General features: G+C 65.6%; 18 protein-coding genes. 11 read left to right on the top strand and 7 right to left on the bottom strand.

Translation table 11 applies throughout. The annotated features are described in order from the left end of the window. The first annotated feature begins 3 nt into the window (after nt 1-3). The 7 genes from J5474_RS20335 (at nt 4) to ugpB (ending at nt 6,678) form a co-directional block, all read left to right on the top strand. The gene (locus J5474_RS20335) at nt 4-825 is read left to right on the top strand and encodes a DeoR/GlpR family DNA-binding transcription regulator (protein ID WP_245216616.1); all 822 of its coding nucleotides are present in this window, start codon (nt 4-6) and stop codon (nt 823-825) included. Nucleotides 826-873: 48 nt separating this feature from the next. Then, on the top strand, nt 874-1,842 hold the full coding sequence (phnD, locus tag J5474_RS20330; protein ID WP_209363522.1) for a phosphate/phosphite/phosphonate ABC transporter substrate-binding protein: 969 nt from the start codon (nt 874-876) through the stop codon (nt 1,840-1,842). Between the two features lie 67 nt (nt 1,843-1,909). After that, nucleotides 1,910-2,755, top strand: a complete 846-nt coding sequence (gene phnC / locus J5474_RS20325; RefSeq protein WP_209363520.1) for a phosphonate ABC transporter ATP-binding protein — start codon at nt 1,910-1,912, stop codon at nt 2,753-2,755. Further along, nucleotides 2,752-3,567, top strand: coding sequence for a phosphonate ABC transporter, permease protein PhnE (gene phnE, locus J5474_RS20320; protein WP_209363518.1), 816 nt, complete (start codon nt 2,752-2,754; stop codon nt 3,565-3,567). Before phnC ends, phnE (J5474_RS20320) begins: the two co-directional genes overlap by 4 nt. After that, nucleotides 3,567-4,382 (top strand): phosphonate ABC transporter, permease protein PhnE, encoded by an 816-nt coding sequence (phnE, locus tag J5474_RS20315; protein WP_209363516.1) that lies wholly within the window; start codon nt 3,567-3,569, stop codon nt 4,380-4,382. The genes phnE (J5474_RS20320) and phnE (J5474_RS20315) overlap by 1 nt, the downstream gene beginning before the upstream one ends. A 2-nt stretch (nt 4,383-4,384) precedes the next feature. Beyond that, a complete protein-coding gene (locus J5474_RS20310) occupies nt 4,385-5,284 on the top strand; it encodes an HAD-IIA family hydrolase (RefSeq protein WP_245216618.1) in 900 nt (299 codons plus the stop codon). Nucleotides 5,285-5,379: 95 nt separating this feature from the next. Then, a complete protein-coding gene (ugpB, locus tag J5474_RS20305) occupies nt 5,380-6,678 on the top strand; it encodes a sn-glycerol-3-phosphate ABC transporter substrate-binding protein UgpB (protein ID WP_209363512.1) in 1,299 nt (432 codons plus the stop codon). Between the two features lie 227 nt (nt 6,679-6,905). On the opposite strand, the gene J5474_RS20300 is transcribed toward ugpB, so the two are convergent. Next, a complete protein-coding gene (locus J5474_RS20300; protein WP_209363509.1) occupies nt 6,906-7,064 on the bottom strand; it encodes a hypothetical protein in 159 nt (52 codons plus the stop codon). Next, the gene (locus J5474_RS20295) at nt 7,048-7,323 is read right to left on the bottom strand and encodes a ribbon-helix-helix domain-containing protein (RefSeq protein ID WP_209363507.1); all 276 of its coding nucleotides are present in this window, start codon (nt 7,321-7,323) and stop codon (nt 7,048-7,050) included. The genes J5474_RS20300 and J5474_RS20295 overlap by 17 nt, the downstream gene beginning before the upstream one ends. A gap of 82 nt (nt 7,324-7,405) precedes the next feature. On the opposite strand from J5474_RS20295, the gene ugpA reads away from it, so the two are divergent. From ugpA to ugpC, 3 genes are all read left to right on the top strand, one after another. Further along, the gene (gene ugpA / locus J5474_RS20290) at nt 7,406-8,287 is read left to right on the top strand and encodes a sn-glycerol-3-phosphate ABC transporter permease UgpA (RefSeq protein ID WP_209363505.1); all 882 of its coding nucleotides are present in this window, start codon (nt 7,406-7,408) and stop codon (nt 8,285-8,287) included. Between the two features lie 17 nt (nt 8,288-8,304). Next, entirely contained in the window at nt 8,305-9,141 is an 837-nt protein-coding gene (ugpE, locus tag J5474_RS20285; RefSeq protein ID WP_209363558.1) for a sn-glycerol-3-phosphate ABC transporter permease UgpE, read from the top strand. A gap of 222 nt (nt 9,142-9,363) precedes the next feature. Beyond that, entirely contained in the window at nt 9,364-10,362 is a 999-nt protein-coding gene (gene ugpC, locus J5474_RS20280) for a sn-glycerol-3-phosphate ABC transporter ATP-binding protein UgpC (protein WP_209363503.1), read from the top strand. Between the two features lie 11 nt (nt 10,363-10,373). On the opposite strand, the gene J5474_RS20275 is transcribed toward ugpC, so the two are convergent. From J5474_RS20275 to J5474_RS20260, 4 genes are all read right to left on the bottom strand, one after another. Then, nucleotides 10,374-11,168 (bottom strand): inositol monophosphatase family protein, encoded by a 795-nt coding sequence (locus J5474_RS20275; RefSeq protein WP_209363501.1) that lies wholly within the window; start codon nt 11,166-11,168, stop codon nt 10,374-10,376. Next, nucleotides 11,168-12,226 carry an ABC transporter ATP-binding protein gene (locus tag J5474_RS20270; protein WP_209363499.1) on the bottom strand — a complete coding sequence of 353 codons (1,059 nt, stop codon included), beginning with the start codon at nt 12,224-12,226 and terminating at the stop codon, nt 11,168-11,170. The genes J5474_RS20275 and J5474_RS20270 overlap by 1 nt, the downstream gene beginning before the upstream one ends. Next, the gene (locus J5474_RS20265) at nt 12,223-14,424 is read right to left on the bottom strand and encodes an ABC transporter permease (RefSeq protein WP_209363497.1); all 2,202 of its coding nucleotides are present in this window, start codon (nt 14,422-14,424) and stop codon (nt 12,223-12,225) included. Before J5474_RS20265 ends, J5474_RS20270 begins: the two co-directional genes overlap by 4 nt. Nucleotides 14,425-14,490: 66 nt before the next feature. Beyond that, entirely contained in the window at nt 14,491-15,513 is a 1,023-nt protein-coding gene (locus tag J5474_RS20260) for an ABC transporter substrate-binding protein (protein WP_209363495.1), read from the bottom strand. A 149-nt stretch (nt 15,514-15,662) separates the two neighbouring features. On the opposite strand from J5474_RS20260, the gene J5474_RS20255 reads away from it, so the two are divergent. Next, a complete protein-coding gene (locus J5474_RS20255) occupies nt 15,663-16,667 on the top strand; it encodes a LacI family DNA-binding transcriptional regulator (protein WP_209363493.1) in 1,005 nt (334 codons plus the stop codon). Nucleotides 16,668-16,850: 183 nt separating this feature from the next. Here J5474_RS20255 and J5474_RS20250 read toward each other — a convergent pair whose 3' ends face one another. Then, nucleotides 16,851-17,663 (bottom strand): TIM barrel protein, encoded by an 813-nt coding sequence (locus tag J5474_RS20250; protein WP_209363491.1) that lies wholly within the window; start codon nt 17,661-17,663, stop codon nt 16,851-16,853. Nucleotide 17,664: the final 1 nt, after the last annotated feature.

The raw sequence follows: 17,664 nt of genomic DNA, 5'->3' as shown, positions 1-17,664 counted from the left end.
CCGATGACGCAATCCGGTTTCGAACCTGCCCGGCCCGGGGCCAAGCCCGAGGCACCCGCGCCCCGCCTGCGCAAGGCAGAGCGGCGCGAGCGGATTCTCTTTGAACTGAAGCTCAGGCCGCATGTGCGGATTTCAGAACTGGCAGAAAGCTTCAACGTCTCCACCGAAACGGTGCGGCGCGATTTCGATGCGTTGGCTGACGACGGGCTGGTGGCCCGCGCGCATGGCGGCGCTTCGGCGGCGGCACCGGGGCATTATCCCGGTCTCGACGAACGCGCTCACGCCCGCGTGCGTGAGCGCGAGCGCATCGGTCGCCGTGCCGCCGCGCTGGTGCAGGAGGGCGAGACGCTGATGGTGGATTCAGGGTCGACCACGATCCAGTTCGCCCGCGCCCTGGCGCTCCGCGGGACCCCCTGTACCGTCATCACCAATTCCATCCCCGTCGCCATGACACTGGCGCAGGGGACGCAGCAGGTGATCCTGTGTCCCGGAGAATACCAGCCAGCGGAATCCGCCGTGACGGGCACCGATACGCTCGATTACCTCGGCCGGTACTATGTCGACCGCTGCGTGATTGGCGCCTCTGGCCTGACGGCAGAGGGTCCGTCCGAGACGGTGCCGGGTTTCGCCGCGATCAAGCGCCTGATGCTGGCCCGCGCCGCGCGCCGCCATTTGCTGATCGACGCGGAGAAATACGGACGGCGCGGCCTGAACGTGGTGGGCCGACCGGATGAATTCGACAGCGTGGTGGTGGACTGCGCACCGGAAACAGACTTGCACAGGGCGCTGACGGCGGGAGGAGTCGAAATCGTTCTGGCAGACTGAAACAGCTCATAACGCGGAAAAAAGCCGCACCAAAGGGAGGAAAGAAAGATGAAAGAGACTGTCAAACTGATGCTCGGGGCCTCGGTCGCGGCGCTTCTGGGAACGGCGGCACTGGCACAGGACTGCCCGCATGGCGACCTCGATGCGCGCTACTGCGACGCCGATGGAGACCTCGTGGCCGACATCCCCACCGACGGAAGCCAGTGGATCGACCCCGAAACGCTGGTGTTCGCCTACACGCCCGTCGAAGACCCCGCCGTCTACAAGACCGCATGGGCCGACTTCCTCGACTACCTCGAAGAGAAGACCGGCAGGGACGTGATGTTCTTCCCCGTGCAGAACAACGCCGCCCAGATCGAGGCGATGCGGTCGGGCCGGCTGCATATCTCCGGCTTCAACACCGGGTCGAACCCTCTGGCGGTGAACTGCGCGGGCTTCCGTCCCTTCACCATCATGGCCTCCGCGGACGGCGCCTTTGGTTACGAGATGGAGATCATCACCTATCCCGGCTCCGGCATCGAGAGCGTGGAGGACATCAAGGGCAAGCAGATGGCCTTTACCTCGCCGACATCGAACTCCGGATTCAAGGCACCCTCGGCCATCCTGAAAGCGGACTACGCGATGGAGGCGGAGAAAGACTTTGAACCCGTCTTCTCCGGCAAGCACGACAATTCGATCCTTGGCGTCGCGAACAAGGATTACCCGGCGGCGGCCATAGCCAATTCGGTGATGCACCGGATGCTGGACCGCGAGGTGATCACCGAAGATCAGGTGACCTCGATCTACAAATCGCAGACTTTCCCGACTACCGGTTTCGGCGTGGTCTACAACCTCAAGCCCGAGCTGCAGGAGCAGATCCGCGACGCGTTCTTCACCTTCCCGTGGGAAGGGTCTTCGCTTGAGGAAGAGTTCTCCAAGTCGAACGAAGCGCAGTTCATCGAGATGAACTACAAGGACTTCTGGGACGTGATCCGCAAGATCGATACCGCCAATGGCGTGTCCTACGCCTGCGAGTGAGCCTGCTTCCTGACACCTTCGGACGGGGCGCGCGGGCGCCTCGTCCCCTTCGCCATGGGGAACGCACATGCTTCGCCTCGAAAAACTGACAAAGACATACAAGACGGGCGACATGGCCCTGAAGGGCATCGATCTCGACGTGCCTTCGGGGCAGGTGCTGGCGTTGATCGGGCCTTCGGGCGCGGGCAAGTCCACCATGATCCGCTGCATCAACCGACTGGTGGAACCGACCTCCGGCGCGGTTATGCTGGACGGCACCGACCTGACCGGGTTCGGCTCGGGCGCGTTGCGCCGGGCACGGCGCGAGATGGGCATGATCTTTCAGGAATACGCTCTGGTGGAACGGCTGACGGTGATGGAGAACGTTCTGTCCGGGCGGCTGGGCTACGTCGGCTTCTGGCGGTCGTTCCTGCGCCGTTACCCCCAGAAGGACGTCGACGAGGCTTTCCGCCTCCTGGATCGCGTTGGCCTGCTGCACATGGCCGACAAGCGCGCGGACGAGCTGTCCGGTGGCCAGCGCCAGCGCGTCGGCATCTGCCGGGCCCTGATCCAGCAGCCCAAGCTTTTGCTGGTGGACGAACCGACCGCTTCTCTGGACCCCAAGACCTCGCGCCAGATCATGCGGCTGATCTGCGAGCTTTGCGCCGAGCGCGGGCTGGCGGCGATCATCAACATTCACGACGTGGCGCTGGCGCAGATGTTCGTGCCCCGCGTGGTCGGCCTGCGGTTCGGAGAAATCGTGTACGACGGCGGGCCGACCGGGCTGACCCCGGACAAGCTGACCGAGATCTACGGCAAAGAGGACTGGGAGGCGACGATCCAGAAGGACGACGCCGAGTCCGACCCTGAGGTGACGATTAAATCCGCGCCTGCGCCGGACGCAGAGGCCGGGAAGCCGGAGGCGGCGGAATGAGCCATCGTGAACTGGACGACATGCTGGGACGCGGCTGGCGCAAGCCGCCGCTTATTCGCCACAAGACGCTGCGCTGGGGGCTGATCGCGGGCTTTGCGCTTTACCTTGTGGCTGCGGTTTCCTCCATTCCGGTGGACTGGGGCCGCGTCTACGAAGGCCTCGACCGTGGCTGGCAGTTCGTGCTGGCCTTCACGCACCCGGATTTCCTGACCCGCTGGTCGGACATCTGGGACGGGCTGGCGGAAAGCATAATCATGACGGTGGCCGCCTCCGTTGTAGGGATCGCCATATCCATCCCCATCGGACTGGGGGCGGCGCGCAATATCGCCCCCCTGCCCGTCTACGTGATCTGCCGTGCGATCATCGCCATTTCCCGCGCGCTGCAGGAGATCATCGTGGCGATCCTGCTGGTGGCGATCTTCGGCTTTGGCCCGCTGGCCGGCTTCCTGACCCTGAGTTTTGCCACCATCGGCTTCCTGTCGAAGCTGCTGGCCGAGGACATCGAGGCCATGGACCGCGTGCAGGCGGAAGCGATCCGGGCCTCTGGCGCGCGCTGGCTGCAATGGATCAACTACGGCGTGCAGCCGCAGGTGATGCCGCGCCTTGTGGGACTGTCGATGTACCGCATCGACATCAACTTCCGCGAAAGCGCCATCCTCGGGCTGGTCGGCGCGGGCGGTATCGGGGCGACGTTGAACACCGCATTTGATCGCTACGAATATGACACGGCGGCTGCGATCCTGATCCTGATCATCGGGATCGTCATGGGGCTGGAGTACCTCTCCGGCGTGATCCGCGCGAGGGTTCAGTGATGCCGGTGCTTTCTGAAAACGGCCAGCAGGTCTGGCATCGCCGCACCACAAAGCAGAGCCTCGTGCACTGGATCGGCTGGCTCATCGGGCTGGCGGTCTTTGTCTTCTGCTGGCAGCGGATCTCGGAGGCGACGACGTGGTTTTTCGTCTGGGACGCGCCGCGCATCGCGGGCGACATCTGGGACCGCGCCACGCCGCCGCGCTGGGAATACATCGCCCAGCTCGGCCGCCCGATCTGGGACACGTTGAACATCGCCACACTGGGCACGCTGATCGCGCTGGTGCTGGCCATCCCGGTGGCCTTTCTGGCGGCACGCAATACCACGCCGTCGCGGCTGGCGGCGCGCCCGCTGGCGCTGCTGGTGATCGTCTCGACGCGCTCGATCAACTCGCTGATCTGGGCGCTGCTGCTGATCGCCATCATCGGGCCGGGGGTCTTTGCCGGGGTGGTTGCCATCGCCATCCGCTCGGTCGGCTTCTGCGCAAAGCTGATCTATGAGGCCATCGAGGAGATCGACCATAGCCAGGTGGAGGCGATCACCGCCACCGGCGCCTCGCGCTGGCAGGTCATGGTTTACGGCATCGTGCCGCAGATCCTGCCCGCGCTGGCGGGCGTCGCGGTGTTCCGCTGGGACATCAACATTCGCGAGAGCACGGTGTTGGGGCTCGTCGGCGCGGGCGGCATCGGGTTGCAGCTGCAAAGCTCGCTGAACGTGCTGGCCTGGCCGCAGGTCTCGCTGATCCTGCTGGTGATCCTCGCCGCCGTGGTGATCTCTGAATGGGTATCGGCCAAAGTCAGGGGAGCGATCATTTGAGCATGTCGCTGGAGACGGCTTTTGCCGCCTACGAAACGGTGCGCCACCGCCTGCCCGGGACGGTGGCGCAGGGGGCCTCGTCCATCATTGCACGCACGCTGGCGGATGTCGCTGCGGTTTACGACGCCTTCCTGCTGGATGCCTTCGGTGTGCTGAACATCGGTGAAACCGCGATCGAGGGCGTGGCGGAGCGGATCAGTGACCTGCGCGCCCTCGGCAAGCGGGTGCTGATCGTCTCGAACGCGGCGGGCTTTCCGCACGCGGCGCTGATGGAGAAATATACCCGCCTCGGATACGACTTCGCGGCGGAGGACGTGGTCACCAGCCGCCGCACGCTGCTGGAAGGGCTGAAGGGCCGCGAGGGGCTGCACTGGGGGCTTATGGCCACCCGCGCCACGGGGCTGCGCGACCTCGAAGGGTTGGACCTGACCTACCTCGAGGAGGACCCGGCGCCTTATGCGCAGGTGGACGGCGTGCTGATGATCGGCTCTGCCGCGTGGACGGAGGAACGCCAGACCCTGCTGGAGGATGCGCTGACCGCCCGGCCGCGCCCGGTTCTGGTGGGCAATCCCGACATCGTCGCCCCACGCGAAACCGGGTTCTCCATCGAGCCGGGGCATTTCGCGCATCGGTTGGCGGATCGCACCGGCGTGGTGCCGGAATTCTTCGGCAAGCCCTTCGGCAACATTTTCGACCTGGCGTTTACCCGCCTTGCCCCCATGCCGCCAAAGCACCGCATCCTGATGGTGGGCGACAGCCTGCATACCGACATCCTCGGCGCGCAGGCGGCCGGCATCCATTCGGCGCTGGTGGCGGGCTACGGCTTCTTTGCGGAGGGGGATGCCCATGCCGCGATCCAGACCGCGGGTATCGTCCCCAACGTCATCGTGACGCGGCCATGAACCGTCACACGGCTTTCATCAAGCGCGGGCACAACGCGCCTGTTCCGGACGGTGAAACCGTCCTTCTTACCCAACCGACTCGGAGGAGAATCCCCATGAAACTGTCCCGGATCCTGATGGCCTCTGCCGCCATCCTTTCGGCCGCGCCCGCCATGGCGCAGACTGAAATCCAGTTCTGGCACGCCTTCACCGGCCGCCTCGGCGAACTGGTCGACGAACAGGTCAAGACCTTCAACGAAGGCCAGTCCGACTACACGGTCGTCGCCACCCACAAGGGCAACTATTCCGAAACGCTGAACGCCGGCATCGCGGCCTTCCGCGCGGGCGAGCAGCCCGACATCCTGATGGTCTTCGAAGTGGGCACCGCCACGATGATGGGCGCCAAGGGCGCCATAAAGCCGGTCTTCGAAGTGATGGGCGACGGTTTCGACCAGTCGCAGTACATCGGCGCGGTCAAGGGCTACTACACCTCTGCCGACGGCAACATGCTGTCGCTGCCCTTCAACTCCTCCACACCGGTGCTGTGGGTCAACCGCGACATGCTGACCGAAGCAGGCATCGACGCCGACGTGGACCTGTCGACCTGGGAACAGGTGAGCGACGTGCTGACGCAGCTGAAGGACGCGGGCGTGTCCTGCCCCATGACCACCGCATGGCAGAGCTGGATCCACCTGGAGAACTTTTCCGCCTACCACGATGTGCCATTCGCCACGAAGGCTAACGGTTTCGAGGGAACCGACACGGAGCTCGTCTTCAACGCCGAGCCGCAGGTCAAGCACATCCAGGCCATGGGGGACTGGGCGAAGGACGGCAAGTTCGTCTACGCCGGTCGCCGCAACGAGGGCGGCGCCAACTTCCGCGGCGGCGAATGCGCCCTGTTCACCGAAAGCTCCGCCGGCTACGCCGGCATCAAGGCAGAGGCCGACTTCGACTTTGGCGTGCGCCCGCTGCCCTACTGGGCGGCGCTGACCGAGACGCCGCAGAACACCATCATCGGCGGCGCGTCTCTGTGGGTCATGGAAGGCCAGTCCGACGAGGAATACGCCGGTGTGGCGGAGTTCCTGAACTTCCTCTCTTCGCCGGAGATCCAGGCCAGGTGGCACCAGGATACCGGCTACCTGCCGATCACGCAGGCCGCAGCGGACCTGACGCGCGAACAGGGCTTCTACGAGGCGAACCCCGGCACCGATGTCGCGGTGAAGCAGATGACCGCCCACGAGCCGACCGAGAACTCCAAGGGCCTGCGCCTCGGGTCCTTCGACCAGATCCGCACGATCATCGACGAGGAACTGGAGGCCGTTTGGGCAGGCGACAAGACCGCACAGGAAGCGATGGATTCCGCCGTCGAGCGTGGCAATCCGCTGCTGCGCCGCTTCGAGCAGGCCGCGCGCTGAACTCTCCGGGAGGGGCCCTAGCGGGCCTCTCCCTCATCCTCCACCGTCAACCGAGCGAACATCCTGCCCGCATGATCCTGCCCGCCGAAGAATATCGCCTCAACGCGCAGCACCTCTGCCGCCTCGTTCAGCGTGAACCAGTAGATTGCGCGGTCTTTGGTGACGTGCTGACAGTGCGAACTGCCGAGGTCGTGATGCGTGCCGCGAAACGGCGCGCGAGCCAGGCGTTACGCGTTCCTGCGAATCGTCGCCAATCGGTCGGTGGCCAGCTTCTCCGCCGCCGCAAGGCCATGACCGAACTGCGTATGCTGCACGTTCACGAGATGGCGGTAGATGGTCCGAAGATCCTCTCGGGCCGTGCGCGAGACGTCAACCTTCCAGGCCAAGACGCGCCCGTTCTTCTTCGAGCATCTCCTCGACCATCACGCCGAACTCCTCCGCCGACACATACGGCCCCTCGGCGCGGCGTTTCAGTTCCTCGAAGAAACCGGCCCTCCACGCCTCGTACTCCTCGTCCTCGCGGCGCTTGGCTTCCAGCGCCTGCTGGATCACCGCCGAGGTGGACGGAAAGCGGCCCTCTTCGACCTGCCTGGGTGCATAGGCGGCCTGCTGGTCGGTCAGGGAGATGGACATCTTGACCGTCATGGCAACATCCTCGCGCATGGGACTGCACCACAAGGTGCGACCCGGTAAGGTCGCGACCCAGTAGTACCGGAGTCAAGAACTGATGGAAAAACGCGTTACCTTCAAAGGGGTCTGGCTGCCGCTCCTGCTGGTGTTGCCGCAGCTGGTGATCACCGCCGTGTTCTTCTTCTACCCGGCGGGCCAGGCGGTCTGGCAGTCGCTGTTCATCCCCGATCCCTTCGGCCTGTCGATGCAATGGGTGGGCCTGGGCAACTTCGAGTACCTGCTGTCAGATCCCTACTACCGGGCGTCCTTTGTCACGACGGCGGTCTTCTCCGTGCTGGTCACGGTGGTGTCGATGGGCGTGGCTCTGGTTCTGGCCGTGCTGGCGGACCGGCTGATCAAGGGATCGGGCGCCTATCGCACCCTGCTGATCTGGCCGTATGCCGTGGCACCCGCCGTGGCCGGTGTGCTGTGGATGTTCATGTTCAACACCCGCGTAGGCGTGGTAACTTGGTACCTCGGCCAGCTAGGCTACGACTGGAACCACGTCCTGAACGGGACAGAGGCGATGGGCCTCGTGGTCGTCGCCTCCGCCTGGGGGCGGATCAGCTACAACTTCCTGTTCTTCCTCGCCGGGCTGCAGGCCATACCGCGCAGCGTGATCGAGGCGGCCGCCATCGACGGCGCGCGTTTCTGGACCCGGTTCCGCACCATCGTCTGGCCGCTCTTGTCGCCCACGACCTTCTTTCTGCTGGTAGTGAACATCATCTACGCCTTCTTCGAGACCTTTGGCGTGATCCATACGATCACGGCGGGCGGGCCGCAGCAATCGACCACAATTCTCGTCTACAAGGTCTATGCCGACGGTTTCGTCGGGCAGGATCTCGGGTCTTCGGCGGCACAGTCGGTGATCCTGCTGGTGGTGGTCTCGATCCTCACCATCGTCCAGTTCAAGTTCGTCGAGCGGAGGGTGCATTACTGATGGCGCAGCAAAACGGCATGGTCGAGAAGCGCGGCGCGGGGCATTGGCTGACCCATGCGGGGCTGATCCTTGGCGTCCTCTTCATCTTCTTCCCGATCTGGCTGGCCTTCGTGGCCTCCACCGTCACCCAGCCGGAAATCGCCCGCCCGCCGATGCCGCTCCTGCCCGGCGGCCACCTGTGGCAGAACTATTCGAAGGCACTGACCTCGGGGATCAACGCGCCGGTGGCGCTGATGCTGTTCAACTCGGCGGTCATGGCCATCGGCATCGCGGTGGGCAAGATCGCGATCTCGCTTCTGTCGGCCTTCGCCATCGTCTACTTCCGGTTTCCCGGTCGGCACCTGTTCTTCTGGCTGATCTTCCTGACGCTGATGCTGCCGGTCGAGGTGCGCATCGTGCCGACCTACGAGGTCGCCGCCAACTTCGGGATGCTGAACAGCTACGGCGGGCTGATCCTGCCGTTGGTGGCCTCGGCCACGGCGACCTTCCTCTTCCGGCAGTTCTTCATGACCGTGCCGGACGAATTAGCGGAGGCCGCGCGCGTCGACGGCGCCCAGCCGATGCGCTTCTTCGTCGACATCCTCCTGCCGATGAGCCGCACCAATATCGCGGCTCTGTTCGTGATCCTCTTCATCTACGGCTGGAACCAGTATCTCTGGCCGTTGCTGATCACCACGGACCCGTCGATGAACACCATCGTCATGGGGATCAAGCAGATGTTCCCCTCCGGCGACGACCTCGCCGACTGGCCGGTTATCATGGCGACCTCGATCCTTGCCATGATCCCGCCGGTGCTCGTGGTGATCGGGATGCAGAAGCTTTTCATCCGCGGCCTGGTGGAGAGCGAGAAGTGAGCGGTCTGGTCATGAGCACGCCGGGCCGCCCCCGCCCGGGGGGGCAGGTCATGCCGCAAGCATGCCTTCGGCATGGGGCTGCCCGGCGTGCCGGAGGGCGGAACGCAAGACATTTCGGGCGCAGCAGAAAGTTGACGCTGCGGACATGGCGCAGCCGCGCCGCGCGCTCCGCATGATCAGCGTTGCCCTCAATACCGGAATACGGCACAGGAAAGATCTTACATGGCCAGCCTAACCCTCGAGAACGTCCGCAAGTCCTTCGGCCCGACGGAGGTGATCCACGGCGTCGATATCGACGTGAAGGACGGCGAATTCATCGTCATCGTCGGCCCTTCTGGCTGTGGCAAGTCCACGCTGTTGCGCATGGTGGCCGGGCTGGAGACGGTCACCTCTGGCACGGTCAGTATCGACGGCCGCGTCGTCAACGGCGTCGAACCCATGGACCGCGACATCGCCATGGTTTTCCAGAATTACGCGCTTTATCCGCACATGTCGGTCTTCGACAACATGGCCTATGGGCTGAAGATCGCGAAGACGCCGAAGCCCGAGATCGAGGCCCGCGTCGCCCAGGCGGCGAAGATGCTGCAGCTGGAACCCTACCTTCAGCGCAGGCCGCGCGAACTGTCCGGCGGCCAGCGCCAGCGCGTCGCCATGGGCCGCGCCATCGTGCGCAAACCGGCGGTGTTCCTCTTCGACGAACCGCTGTCGAACCTCGACGCGAAGCTGCGCGTGCAGATGCGGCTGGAGATCAAGACCTTGCAGCGCGACCTTGGTGTGACGTCGCTTTATGTGACGCACGATCAGGTTGAGGCGATGACTCTGGCCGACCGCATGATCGTGATGAACGGCGGAGTGGCGGACCAGATCGGCGCGCCGCTGGAGGTCTACGCGAACCCTCAGACAGCTTTTGTGGCCGGGTTCATCGGCTCACCGCCGACGAACTTCCTCGCCCCCGCCATGCTGGGCCAGAGCGGTGACGGCCAGATCGGCATCCGCCCAGAACACGTGCGGCTTGCGCCCAGCGGCCAGCTGACCGCCCGCGCCGCCTATTCAGAGGCACTGGGGGCAGAGACGCTGGTGCACCTGCGCGGTCCCAATGGCGGGCTTCTGACCGTTCGGCAGGACGCGGGCGAGCCGATCCCGGAGGAAGGCGCCGAAGTGTCGCTGGACTGGGACGTGGACCGCGAGATGCGCTTTGGCCCGGACGGGCGGCGCGCCTGAGAGGCTGCGCGCTACCACGCCTCCGACGTGCCGAAGGCGCAGAGCGCCGACAATTCCTCGAAGGTGCCGGGACCCGCGCCCATGACCGGCGCGGGCCGCGCCAGAGCGGCGCCTGTCGGGAAGGACAGCACGCGTCCTCCGGCCTCCAGGATCAGCGCATAGGCCGCCATGCAGTCCCACGCCGACATGCGCGGCTCGGCATAGCCCACCAACCGCCCCGCCGCGACCCAGGCCAGCATCAGCGCACCCGATCCGTAGCGCGTCCATGACGAACCCGCCTTCATCAGGTCGGCCAGCATCCGCCCCACCCTGTCCGACGCCACACGGTCGTTCGCCCCGACCCCCAGCATCCCGGAGCGCAAATCGCCCGGCACCACCCGGATCGAAGCCCCGTTGAGCGTCGCCCCCATGCCCCGCGCGGCGACAAAGGTCTCGCCCAGCACCGGCGCGACGATCACCCCCAGCGCGGGGCCGTCGGCGTCAAGCCCACCGATGGAGACGCACCAGCCCGGCAGACCATTGAGGTAAGGCGCGGTGCCGTCGATCGGGTCGATCACCCAGATAAAGCCCGAAGAGCCCTCCGACAGCCCATGCTCCTCGCCCAGTTGCGCGTCCTCCGGGAACGCGCGGGCCAGCGCCTCACGGATCAGGGTTTCCACGGTGCGGTCGGCTTCGGAAACGAGGTCGGTCACGTGGCGCTTTGTCTCGATCTGCAGCGCGTCGCGGCGGTGGAAGAAGTCGAGTGCCAGTGCGCCCGCCTCCTGCGCCACCATTTCTGCGACCTCCAGGCGTTTGCTCAGATCCATCACACCCCCTCCGGGATCAGCGCCAGCCCGCGCGGGCGCAGGTCCAATACGACCTCCGTGCCCACAGGCAGCGGCGTGTCGCTTTCGTCATCGACGACAAAGACCCGACCCAGCGGACCATCGATTTCGTATTCGACGTGGTCCCCGAGGTAGGCCGAAGAGGCCACCCGCCCCGGCACGCCCGCGCCCGCCGTCCTGACCCGCGCCGCATTCGAACGCATTGCCAGCCGCGCCGGGCCTTCGCGCAGGCCGCGCGCCGGCAACGCCAGAATCGCACCGCCAAGGTCGACCCGCGCGATTCCGCCCTCGACCGAAAGCACCTCACCGCCGACCACATTCGCCTCTCCGATGAAGTCGGCGATGAACTCCGACGCCGGCGCTTCGTACAGTTCGCGCGGGCTGCCGACCTGGGCCACGACACCGTTCTTCATCACCACGATCCGGTCAGAGACGGCGAGCGCTTCCTCCTGATCGTGGGTGACGTAGACGGCTGTAAACCCCAGCCTTTGCTGCAATTCGCGAATTTCCGTGCGCACGCGGCGGCGCAGGCGCGCGTCAAGGTTCGAAAGCGGCTCGTCCAGCAGAAGCACTTGTGGCTCCAGCACCAGCGCACGGGCCACCGCGACGCGCTGCTGCTGACCGCCGGACAACTCTGCGGGCAGGCGCGCGCCCAAACCCTCCAGCCCCACCAATACGAGACCCTCGGCGGCACGCTCGCGTGCCTCGGCGGGTTTCATGCCGCCGGATTCAAGCCCATAGGCCACGTTCTGCGCCACCGTCATGTGCGGAAACAGCGCGTAGCTCTGGAACACCATCGACACGTCGCGCCGGTCGGCGGGCAACCGGGTGACCTCCTGCCCGCCTATGAGGATCTGCCCTCCGGTGGGTCCTTCAAGACCTGCGAGCATCCTCAGCGTCGTCGTCTTGCCGCAGCCCGAAGGGCCAAGCAGCGTCACCAACTCCCCGGGCTCGATGCTCAGCGACAGGTCCGGGATTGCCGTGAACTGCCCGAACTTCTTGACCACGTTGCGGAATTCCACCGCGCCTTTGTATCTCATGCCAGGGATTCCCGTGTTGCGGCCTCTGCCTGCACCTCGCGCCGTCCTATCCGTCGTTCCCCCACCAGCAGCTGGAAGCCGCCTATGACGGTGATCATCACGAGGATTAGGACCGAAGAATAGGCTATGGCGATGCCGTATTCGCCGTTCTCGACGAGGCCCACGATATAGGCCGTCGCCATGTTGTATTTCGCGCTGACGAGGAAGATCACCGCCGAAATGGAAGTGATCGCCCGCACGAAGCTATAGACCAGGGCGGCGAGGATCGCGGGGCGCATCAGCGGCAGGATCACCCGGCGCATGGTCCGTCCCGAACCCGCGCCCAGCGTGAGCGAGGCCTCGTCGAGCGACCCGTCGAGCTGCGCCATCGCCGCCACGCCGCCGCGCACGCCCACCGGCATGTTGCGGAAGACAAAGCAGGCGATGAGGATCGCCGCCGTGCCGGTCATCTGCAGCGGCGGCAGGTTGAAGGCCATGATGTAGCTGATGCCAATGACGGTGCCGGGGATGGCAAAGCTCATCATCAGCGCGAATTCAAAGACCGACCGCCCCGGGAAACGCTGCCGCACGATCAGCCATGCGGTCAGCAACCCCACAGCGGCGGTCAGGGGGGCCGCGATCAGTGCGATCTTCATCGTCGTCCAGAAGCTGTCCCATGCGACACCCGTCCATTGCCAGCCCTCCGCGAACGAGACCCCGAAGGCGCGCGCGTAATGGTCGAGCGTCAGTGAATGGTCGAGGCCCCAGACCTTTACGAAACCGCCGAAGAGAATCATCGCGTAGACTGTGACGGTAAAGAGCCCCCAGCCCACGGCCATCGTGATAACGGGCCATGCGACGCGGCGCGGCAGGCTGGCGTGGCGCCCGCCGTCGCCCTTGCCGGTGACCGTGGCAAAGTTGCGCCCCGCGAGCCAGAACCGTTGCGCGAGGAAAGCCGAGAGGGTGAAGACCAGCAGCACGCTGGCCAGCACGGCGGCGCGGGTGGGGTCGTTCTGGGCACCGACCACGGCAAAGAATATCTCGGTCGACAGCACCCCGCCCGAGCCGCCCAGCACCAGCGGGTTGCCGAAATCGGCCATCGACTCGATGAAGCCGATCAGAAAGGCATTGGCCAGCCCCGGCGCCATCAGCGGCAGCGACACCTTGCGGAAGGTCCGCCAGCGGTCGGAGCGCAGCGTCTGCGAGGCTTCCTCCATCGAGGGCGAAATGCCTTCGACCACGCCGATCAGCACGAGGAAGGAAATCGGTGTGAAGGACAGCATCTGGGCGATCCAGATCCCGGTCAGGCCATAAAGCCAGCGGCCCAGTTCCCAGCCTGTCGCGGCCTCGATCCATTGCGTCAACGTGCCGGATCGGCCCAGCAGCATGGTCAGCGCAAGGCCGACCACGAAGGGCGGCGTGATGATTGGCAGGACGGTCAGCAGGCGCAGCGCGCGTTTGAACCGGAACCCGGTGCGGGTGGCGACGAGGGCAAAGATCAGCCCCATCAGCGTGGTCCCCGTCGCGGTGCAGAGCGCGAGGAAGAAGGTCCGCCACGCCACGCCGCAGTTACCCCCGGTCAGACAGCCCAGCGACCAGATCTTGGGATCGAAGATACTGCCGCGCACGCCTTCGGTCGTGAAAGAGCCATCGAAATCCTGAAAGGCGCCGGTGAACATTGACAAGAGTGGATAGAAGACGAAGACGCCGACGAGCAAAACCAGCAGCGTGATCGCGCCCAGCACGAAGGCGTCGCCTTTCAGCGCTCCGCGCTCTGCCGCGCCAAAAGCCGAGATGAGCGCGAATATGGCCCCCAGAAGCACCGCCCCCGCACCAAAGGCCTGTTGCCCGACAACCGGGCCAAAGACGGTCTCCAGAACGCCCCAGTTCCAGCCGCGCAGCCCGATGGAGAGGCCTTCGACCGCCAGCCAGCAAAGGCCCGCGAGGCCGATGCCCACCAGCGCCCTGCCCCGCCGCGGCCCCGGCGCGCGCGTCAGCCGCAGGGCGACCGCCAGCGCCACCAGCGCCAGCACCGGCCAGAGCTGCCAGCGCCCGGCCAACGCCTGAAAAAGCCCGGGCCAAAGCGTCTCGGACCCGGGGAGATCGCTTAGCCAATCGAGGCCGAAGAACCCACGTCGCACGCGGTACCACGGCAATACCAGCAGCGCAAAAAACCCTGCCGCGAGGATCAGGTCGAGCCTGCGGTTATCCTTGTTCATCGTCTTGTCCGAAAATCAGTCGGGTGCGCCACGCACGGGCGCACCCTTGTCAGGAACCTTGCGACATCACTGCAGCGGCAGGCTGCCGACTTCCTTGTCCCAGCGCGCCAGCAGGGCCTTGCGCCGCTCCGCGCTGCCGTACTCGGCAAAGTCGTAGTCGATCAGCTTGATCTTCGACAGATCGGGCGCTTCCTTCGGGGCCTTGGCGGAGGCGTTCGACGGGATCTGGAACGACCCGGCCTCCGGCATCATGCCCTGCACCTCCGACGTCAGAACCCAATCGTAGAAGACCTTTGCCTCCTCCTCGTTCTGCGTGCCCTCGATCATGGACATCGACCCGATTTCGTAGCCTGTGCCCTCGCAAGGGGAACCGACCTCAACCGGGAAACCCTCCACGGCCTGCGCCACGGCGTCGTGTTGGAACACGATGCCAAGGCCGGTTTCCCCGCGCGCTGCGGCCTTCACCGGGGCAGAGCCGGATTTCGTGTACTGCGAAACGTTGGCGTGCATCTTCCTGAGGAAGTCGAAGGCCTCGTCCTCGCCCATGATCTGCACCAGCGTTGCCAGCGTGGTATAGGCAGTCCCCGAGGAATTCGGGTCAGCGATCTGGATCTCGCCCTTCAGCGCGGGGTCGAGCAGGTCGGACCAGCATTGCGGCGCCTTGATGCCCTTCTCTTCGAAGATCTTCGTGTTGAAGCCCCAGCCGAGCGCGCCTGAATAGACGCCGACCGTGTGGTAGTCCGAGGTCTTCGCCTGCATCTGCGCCCAGTCCTGCAGCTTGTCCAGCATGGGGGACTTGTATTCCATGCTCAGCCCGTCGGCGGCAGCCTGCAGATGCGGGTCGCCGGTACCGCCCCACCACAGGTCTGTCTGCGGGTTGCGCGCTTCGGCACGGATCTTGGCGTATGCCTCGCCGGAGCTGAGCCGCACCATGTTCACGTCGATGTCGGAATGGCTGGCCTCGAATTCGCTGACAAGCTTTTCGCAGATCACCACGTCGGCCGAACAGATCAGGTTCAATTCTCCCGCGGCGGCAGACACCGGCAGCAGGGCCACGCAGCCCAGAAGGGCGTTTTTCAATGTTGTCATCCTATCCTCCCTTGCCCCGGGCATTGCCGGGATACGGCGTTTTGCACACCTGTGCATTAGCGTGGCCAGAGATTCGGTTGTTGTCAATAAATCTTCACGAAACTATGTTGCGATAGCGAAGTAATGGCACTGCACAGGATTGCATGAATATGGCGAAGCGACAGGTGAGTGCGCGCGATGTGGCCGAACTGGCCGGGGTGTCGCGCACGGCCGTGTCGCGCGCCTTCACACCCGGTGCCTCTGTGGCGAAGGACACCCGCGCCCGGATCGAGGCTGCTGCAAAGCAACTGGGTTATCAGGTGAACCACCTCGCGCGGGGGTTGATCACTGCCAACACCGGCCTCGTGGCGCTGATCGCGGCGGAGGTGAACACCCCCTACCGAACCGCGCTGCTGGCCGCCCTGACGGAACGGCTGCAGGCAGCGGGCAAAGTCGGGCTCCTGATCAACACCGATCGGTCCGACGACAGCGTGGCGCAGGCCCTGCGAAAGGCTATCGCCTATCGCACGGACGCCGCCATCGTTCTGTCGGGGATGCCTGACAGTTCGCTCACGGAGACCTGCCTGAGGAACGGAATGCAGCTCGTGTTGATCAACCGCGACGAAGCGCGGCCCGGCACGCTGATGATACGGCTAGACGACGCGAACGCCGGCCGTCAGGCATTTGCCGCGCTCTCCGCCGCCGGTTGTCGACGGCTCGCGCTGGTCAACTCGCGCGCCGGGACGCCCAGCCTCGAAGGACGCGCGCGTGGCTTTCGGGACGCGGCGGCGGCAGCGGGCGTTGCCATCCTCGACACGGCCTCCGGCGCCACGTCCTACCAGACGGGGCTGGACCTCGGGACGCACCTGCTGACCCGCCCCGACCGGCCCGACGGCATCTTTTGTACCACGGATCTGATTGCCTGCGGCGTGATGGACGCCGCGCGCACGCGGTTGCGTCTGGATGTGCCGGGCGACGTTTCGGTGATCGGGTTCGACGACATCCCGCAGGCCGGATGGGAGGCCTACGCGCTCACGACCTTCCGCCAACCGGTTGAGGAGATCGCCCGCGCAGCGGTCGCCTCCCTGACGCCAGAACCTGTGGACGAAGATACCACTCCGCGCCGCATAACCCTGCCGGTCGGGATGATCTGGCGCGGCTCCGTCCGGCGGTGAGGGCACACCTCCCCCGGACACGGTCAAAGCGCGCCGAAAGGCCTGCCACGCTGGCGGCGGGGGCTTCCTCCGGGGTGGTGATGAAGAGCACAGAGATCTTTTCGCTGCGCTTCTTCATGGCCCGGATGTCCTCGACGTGAGGACGGTTGTGGTACTTGGCGTGTCCTCCGGTGTCCGACCGCATCAGGGGGGCGCTGGCCTGCGGTCACCCCACGCCTGCCTCGGCAGAGTGAAGGCGGCGCGAAATGCGGCGAGCGCGTCATCGGCGGCGCCCTGGGCGTAAGCCTCCATGCCCACGGGGCCGTCATAGCCCATGCCCGCCAGCGCGCGGGCGACGCCCGCATAGTTGATCTCGCCGGTTCCCGGCTCGCAGCGGCCGGGGTTATCGGCGACCTGAACCTCACCGATCCACGGCAGGCAGGCTTCGCACCAGCGGATCAGGTCGCCCTCGCCGATCTGGGTGTGGTAGAGGTCGAGGTTGATGCGCAACTGCGGACGATCCACGGCGGAGACCAGCGCCAGCACGGCTGCCGTGCTGCCGAAGGGGCAGCCGGGGTGGTCCATCGGGTTGAGGTTCTCGAGCGTGAATGTCACGCCCTCGACCTCCGCCATGTCGCACAGGCGATTGAGGGTGTCCCGGGCGCGCTGCTCCATCCCCGGAGCAAAGCTGCCGCGACGCGGGATCGGAATGCCGCCCTCGCCCAGCCCCGTGCCATGCAGGTTCAGCCTCTCGATGCCCAGACGCTTGCCAGCCTGCGCGGACTCTCGCGCGCTGGCCAGCAATGCCTCGGCGCCTTCGCCATCCGCCAGGCGCCCGGTGAGGTAACCGTTCATGATGGTGAAATCCGCCCCCGTCGCCGCAAGGCGGTCGAGGTCGTGATCCGGCCAGTTCCACAGACCGACGCCAAGGCCCATCTCCGTGAGGCGCGCAGCCCGCCAGGTGATGGGTCTGTCCTGCCAGAGCATTTCGGCGCAGGCTGCCAGCTTGAAACCCATC

The organism is Sagittula salina (assembly GCF_017813235.1).
In the GTDB taxonomy this organism is placed as follows: Bacteria; Pseudomonadota; Alphaproteobacteria; order Rhodobacterales; family Rhodobacteraceae; genus Sagittula; species Sagittula salina.
This window is presented reverse-complemented; position numbering and strand designations above follow the sequence as displayed.

What these genes read in the sequence shown, in the direction of transcription:
- ugpE (WP_209363558.1), top strand. Translation starts at nt 8,305, where the DNA reads ATGGTCGAGAAGCGCGGCGCGGGGCATTGGCTGACCCATGCGGGGCTG.
- J5474_RS20270 (WP_209363499.1), bottom strand. Translation starts at nt 12,226, where the DNA reads ATGAGATACAAAGGCGCGGTGGAATTCCGCAACGTGGTCAAGAAGTTC.
- J5474_RS20335 (WP_245216616.1), top strand. Translation starts at nt 4, where the DNA reads ATGACGCAATCCGGTTTCGAACCTGCCCGGCCCGGGGCCAAGCCCGAG.
- ugpC (WP_209363503.1), top strand. Translation starts at nt 9,364, where the DNA reads ATGGCCAGCCTAACCCTCGAGAACGTCCGCAAGTCCTTCGGCCCGACG.
- J5474_RS20265 (WP_209363497.1), bottom strand. Translation starts at nt 14,424, where the DNA reads ATGAACAAGGATAACCGCAGGCTCGACCTGATCCTCGCGGCAGGGTTT.
- J5474_RS20310 (WP_245216618.1), top strand. Translation starts at nt 4,385, where the DNA reads ATGTCGCTGGAGACGGCTTTTGCCGCCTACGAAACGGTGCGCCACCGC.
- phnC (WP_209363520.1), top strand. Translation starts at nt 1,910, where the DNA reads ATGCTTCGCCTCGAAAAACTGACAAAGACATACAAGACGGGCGACATG.
- J5474_RS20260 (WP_209363495.1), bottom strand. Translation starts at nt 15,513, where the DNA reads ATGACAACATTGAAAAACGCCCTTCTGGGCTGCGTGGCCCTGCTGCCG.
- J5474_RS20275 (WP_209363501.1), bottom strand. Translation starts at nt 11,168, where the DNA reads ATGGATCTGAGCAAACGCCTGGAGGTCGCAGAAATGGTGGCGCAGGAG.
- ugpB (WP_209363512.1), top strand. Translation starts at nt 5,380, where the DNA reads ATGAAACTGTCCCGGATCCTGATGGCCTCTGCCGCCATCCTTTCGGCC.
- J5474_RS20255 (WP_209363493.1), top strand. Translation starts at nt 15,663, where the DNA reads ATGGCGAAGCGACAGGTGAGTGCGCGCGATGTGGCCGAACTGGCCGGG.
- ugpA (WP_209363505.1), top strand. Translation starts at nt 7,406, where the DNA reads ATGGAAAAACGCGTTACCTTCAAAGGGGTCTGGCTGCCGCTCCTGCTG.
- phnD (WP_209363522.1), top strand. Translation starts at nt 874, where the DNA reads ATGAAAGAGACTGTCAAACTGATGCTCGGGGCCTCGGTCGCGGCGCTT.
- J5474_RS20295 (WP_209363507.1), bottom strand. Translation starts at nt 7,323, where the DNA reads ATGACGGTCAAGATGTCCATCTCCCTGACCGACCAGCAGGCCGCCTAT.
- J5474_RS20250 (WP_209363491.1), bottom strand. Translation starts at nt 17,663, where the DNA reads ATGGGTTTCAAGCTGGCAGCCTGCGCCGAAATGCTCTGGCAGGACAGA.
- phnE (WP_209363518.1), top strand. Translation starts at nt 2,752, where the DNA reads ATGAGCCATCGTGAACTGGACGACATGCTGGGACGCGGCTGGCGCAAG.
- phnE (WP_209363516.1), top strand. Translation starts at nt 3,567, where the DNA reads ATGCCGGTGCTTTCTGAAAACGGCCAGCAGGTCTGGCATCGCCGCACC.